At 66.9% G+C, this 4,004-nt stretch carries 2 protein-coding genes; both read left to right on the forward strand.

The features are described 5' to 3' along the window. Nucleotides 1-2,003, forward strand: a 2,003-nt coding sequence (locus tag G520_RS0120490; RefSeq protein ID WP_028537293.1) for an autotransporter outer membrane beta-barrel domain-containing protein, incomplete at its 5' end; no start/stop codon positions are given. A 242-nt stretch (nt 2,004-2,245) separates the two neighbouring features. Further along, nucleotides 2,246-4,004 (forward strand): AIDA repeat-containing protein (locus tag G520_RS23650; protein WP_036666715.1); only part of this gene is annotated, 1,759 nt, incomplete at its 3' end.

Genomic DNA, 4,004 nt, shown 5'->3' on the forward strand with positions numbered 1-4,004 from the left:
CCGTGTTCAACGGCGGTGTGGCTTCGGGCACGGTGATCTCGATCGGCGGCGCGCAGACCGTCAGCTCGGGTGGCACGGCCGTGTCCAGCCTCGTGTTCCAGGGCGGGGTGCAAAACGCCATCGATGGCGCGATCGTCATCGATACAATCGACGCGGGCGGCACGATGAATGTCGGCTCCGGCGTCAATGTCACCTCGACCACGGTCGAAGCTGACGGCGTGCAGAATGTCCTGAGCGGCGGCATCGCCACCAGCAGCACCGTGATAGGCGGCGGGGTGCAGAACGTGAGCTCGGGCGGGCTGGCGCAGGGCACCACCCTCGGCGACGGGGTGCAGAACATCCTCGACGGCGGCGTCGCCTCGAGCACCACCATCGTCAGCGGCGGGGTGCAGAACGTGAGTTCGGGCGGGCTGGCGCAGGGCACCATCATCAGCGACGGCAGCCAGAACGTATTCGGCGGCGGGGTGGCCTCGTCGACATCGGTGTCCGCTGCCGGGGTGCAGAACGTGAGCTCGGGCGGCACGGCGGCGGCGACGACGGTGGACTCGGGCGGCACGCTCAATCTGTATAGCGCGGGCACCGCTTCCATGCCGGTGATCAATAACGGCGGCAGCTTGCAGGTGATGGAGAACGGCGTCGCGCCCATCGACCATCTGACGCTCAACGGCGGCAAGGTCAGCTTCAACCCGACGGGGGGCTACAAGAGCTTGACCGTGGGGGTGCTGGACGGCAGTGGCGGCACCTTCGCCATGCGCGAGAATGTCGCGGCCGAGCAGGGCGATCTGCTGGTGATCGGCACGAGCTATAGCGGCAAGCACACGCTGGACATCGCCAACGAAGGCGGGGCGCATGCCGATCTCGCGTATCGGCACAAGGTGGTCGACGCGGCCGGCGCGGCGGCGACGGTGGCCACCGCCGCGGTGGCGAGCCGCAATCTGAGTGCGGCCAGTACCGGCAGTTTCAGCCTCAGCCACCTGGTCGAGGTCGGGCCGTATAAATACGACCTCAAGCAGGGCAGCGATGGCAGCTGGTATCTGTATACCGACAGCAGTGCGATCACCGACGGCAATATCGGCAACGACTCGAAACCGGGGCTGACCAGCACCGCGGTGGCGGGGGCGCGCACCTTCGGCGCGAGCTTCATGCTGGGGCAGGTGGAAAACCAGACCCTGTCGCAGCGTCTGGGCGATGTGCGCAACGCGAGCGGCAGCGTCGGCGCCTGGGTGCGCGCCTATGGCGGCCGGCTGGGCAGCGATACCGGTGCCGGCAGCGTGAAGTGGAACGAGTCCTATAGCGGGGTGCAGGTCGGTGCGGATACGGCACGCGGTGGCTGGGTGTTCGGCGGGCTGTTCGGCACGACGCATGCGACCCCGGACGCGGTCGACGGCAACGCCAAGGTGGACAGCTACTATCTGGGCGCCTATGCCACGCATCAAGATGCACAGCAGCGCTACATCGATCTGGTCGCGATGGCCGGTACCGCCAAGCATGACTTCAGCGTCAGCGATACGGCGGGCGCCGGGGTCAGCGGCAATGTGAGCACGCCTTACTACCAACTGAGTGGGGAAGTCGGGCAGCGCTTCACGCTGACGGCGGGAGGCGTCTATGTCGAGCCGCAGGCGCAACTGACCGTGCAGCACCAGAACAGCGGCAGCTTTACCGCCAGCGACGGCCTGCAAGTCAGCAGCGACGCGGTGAACGCGACCCTGGGACGGATAGGCGTGGCGCTGGGCCTGCTGCGCAGCGATGTCGAACATCCGTACAACGTCTATCTCAAAACCTCCTTGCAGCAGCAGTTCGACGGCAACTTCAATGTTGATCTCAACGGCACCAAACTGGCCAGCGACTATACCGGCAGCTGGCTCAGCTATGGCGCAGGCTTCAACGTCAAACTAGGCAAGGATAACAACAGCCTGGCTTACGGCGAAGTCTCGCGCACGGCCTCGAACGGTCCGGTGCAGCAGGAATGGCAGCTCACACTCGGGCTGAAATACGCCTGGTAAGACGGCAGGGGGCCGCGCGGCTGTACGCGCGGCCCCCTGCCCCCCCTCTTTTCTCCTTTTCCATCGCCTCGCCGTTGCCGTGCATAAGCGTTTATTGATCGTAGATGTCAGATATTAATGATTTTTGCGTACATATCGACTCGGTTTGATTGATTAGACTCAATTTAATCAATTTAAACAAGCGGTTTACTGTGCTGCGTTCGAACGCGCCGCCACGTTTCGCCGCTAACGAGGACTCGCCGATGAAACCCCTCTCCCTGCGTCGTAAATACGGGTGCCGCCACTTCGGTGTCGCTCCGCGCACCTTGCCGAGCTTGCTGCTGTCAATGCTGGGGCTGTGGCTGGCTGCCGCACCCGCGCGAGCGGACTTTACCGGCGATGTGGTCGGCACGACGGTCAGCGGCGAGCAGGTGTCGGCGGGCGCACAGCACGTCGGGGCGGCAGGGGTCACGCTGAGCAATACCGTGCTCTTGGGCGGGGTGCAGAACGTCGATTCCGGCGGCACCACAATATCGAGCACGGTATCGACCGGTGGTAGCGTGCGCATCGGTACGGGAGGGCTGGCCTCGGCGACGGTGCTCCTGTCGGGGGGAGCGGAAATCGTCAGCTCGGGCGGCGTATCCCTGTCGGCCACGTTGAACAGCGGCGGGCAGCAGAATGTGCTGGACGGCGGGGTGGCCTCGGCCATGGCGGTGTCGGGCAGCGGCTCGCAGGCGATTTCCTCCGGTGGCATCGCCTTCGGTGGCGCCATCAGTTCAGGCGGGCTGCAGAAGATCTGGACCGGCGGGGTGGCCTCGGCAACGACGGTGGTCAGCAGCGGCGCGCAGAACGTGTACTCGGGCGGGGTGGCCGATCTGGCCACCGTCTATGCGGCGGGCACGCAGGCGGTCTGGAGCGGCGGGGTGGCGGTGCAGACGGTGCTGTCTGGCGGCGCCGAAACCGTCTGGGCCGGCGGGGTCGCTTCGCTGACCACGATTTCGAGCGGGGGGCTGCAATACCTGTATGGCGGGCTGGCGACATCCAACACGCTGTCGAGCGGCGGCACGCAGTTCGTGTCGTCCGGCGGCGAGGCAGTGTCGACGACGGTGAGTTCGGGGGCGACACAGTATGTGATGCAATCCGGCGTGGCCTCGCAGACGGTTCTGAGCCGGGGCGGGGCGCAGATTGTCTATGCCGGCGGCGTGGACATCGGTGCCGAGCTGAGTGGCGGCGTGCAGACCATCCTGTCCGGTGGCGTCGGGTCGAATGTGACGATCAGTGCCGCCGGGGTGCAGAAAGTGCAAAGCGGCGGCATGGCTATCTCCACCACCCTGGCCAGCGGCGGCGTGATCGCGCTCAATGGAGGGGAGGCGAGCGCGGCAGCCATCGCGAGTGGGGCGGTGGCCTATGTCGGCTCGGGGGCGACCGCCAGCGGCAGTCTCATCGCCGCCGGCGGCTTGCAGATCGTGTCGGCGGGTGGCAGCGCACAGGGCAGTCAGGTGGTCGGTACCGAGTACGTCCAGATCGGCGGCATGACCGTGACCGGCACGGTACAGTCGGGCGGTGTCGAGCAAGTCGATCGCGGCGGCAGCGCCCTCTCCATCACGCTGGAAAACGGCGCCGCGCTCGCGCTCAACGGCGGCTCAGCCAGCGCGGCGACGGTGGAAAGCGGTGCGGTGGTGTCCGTCGGTTCGGGCGCGCTCGCCAGCGGCAGTCTGATCGCCGCGGGTGGCCTGCAGCTCGTGTCGGCGGGGGGCAGCGCGCAAGGCAGCGTGATCGATGGGGTGGAAACCGTGCTCGACCGTGGGCAGTCCTTGTCGGCCACGGTGCAGTCGGGGGGGGTGCAAACGGTGTCGGCGGGCGGCTTGGTTTCGGCGACGACGGTGGCGTCGGGCGGGGTGCAGAATCTGTCGTCCGGCGCGGCTGCCGTCGGCGCCGCGATCAGCGGCGGGGTGCAGAACGTCAGCAGCGGCGCGAGCACGCAGCAGGAAACCCTGCTCGCGGGCGGGGTGCAGAATCTGT

Source organism: Paludibacterium yongneupense DSM 18731 (assembly GCF_000422925.1).
Taxonomy (GTDB): domain Bacteria; phylum Pseudomonadota; class Gammaproteobacteria; order Burkholderiales; family Chromobacteriaceae; genus Paludibacterium; species Paludibacterium yongneupense.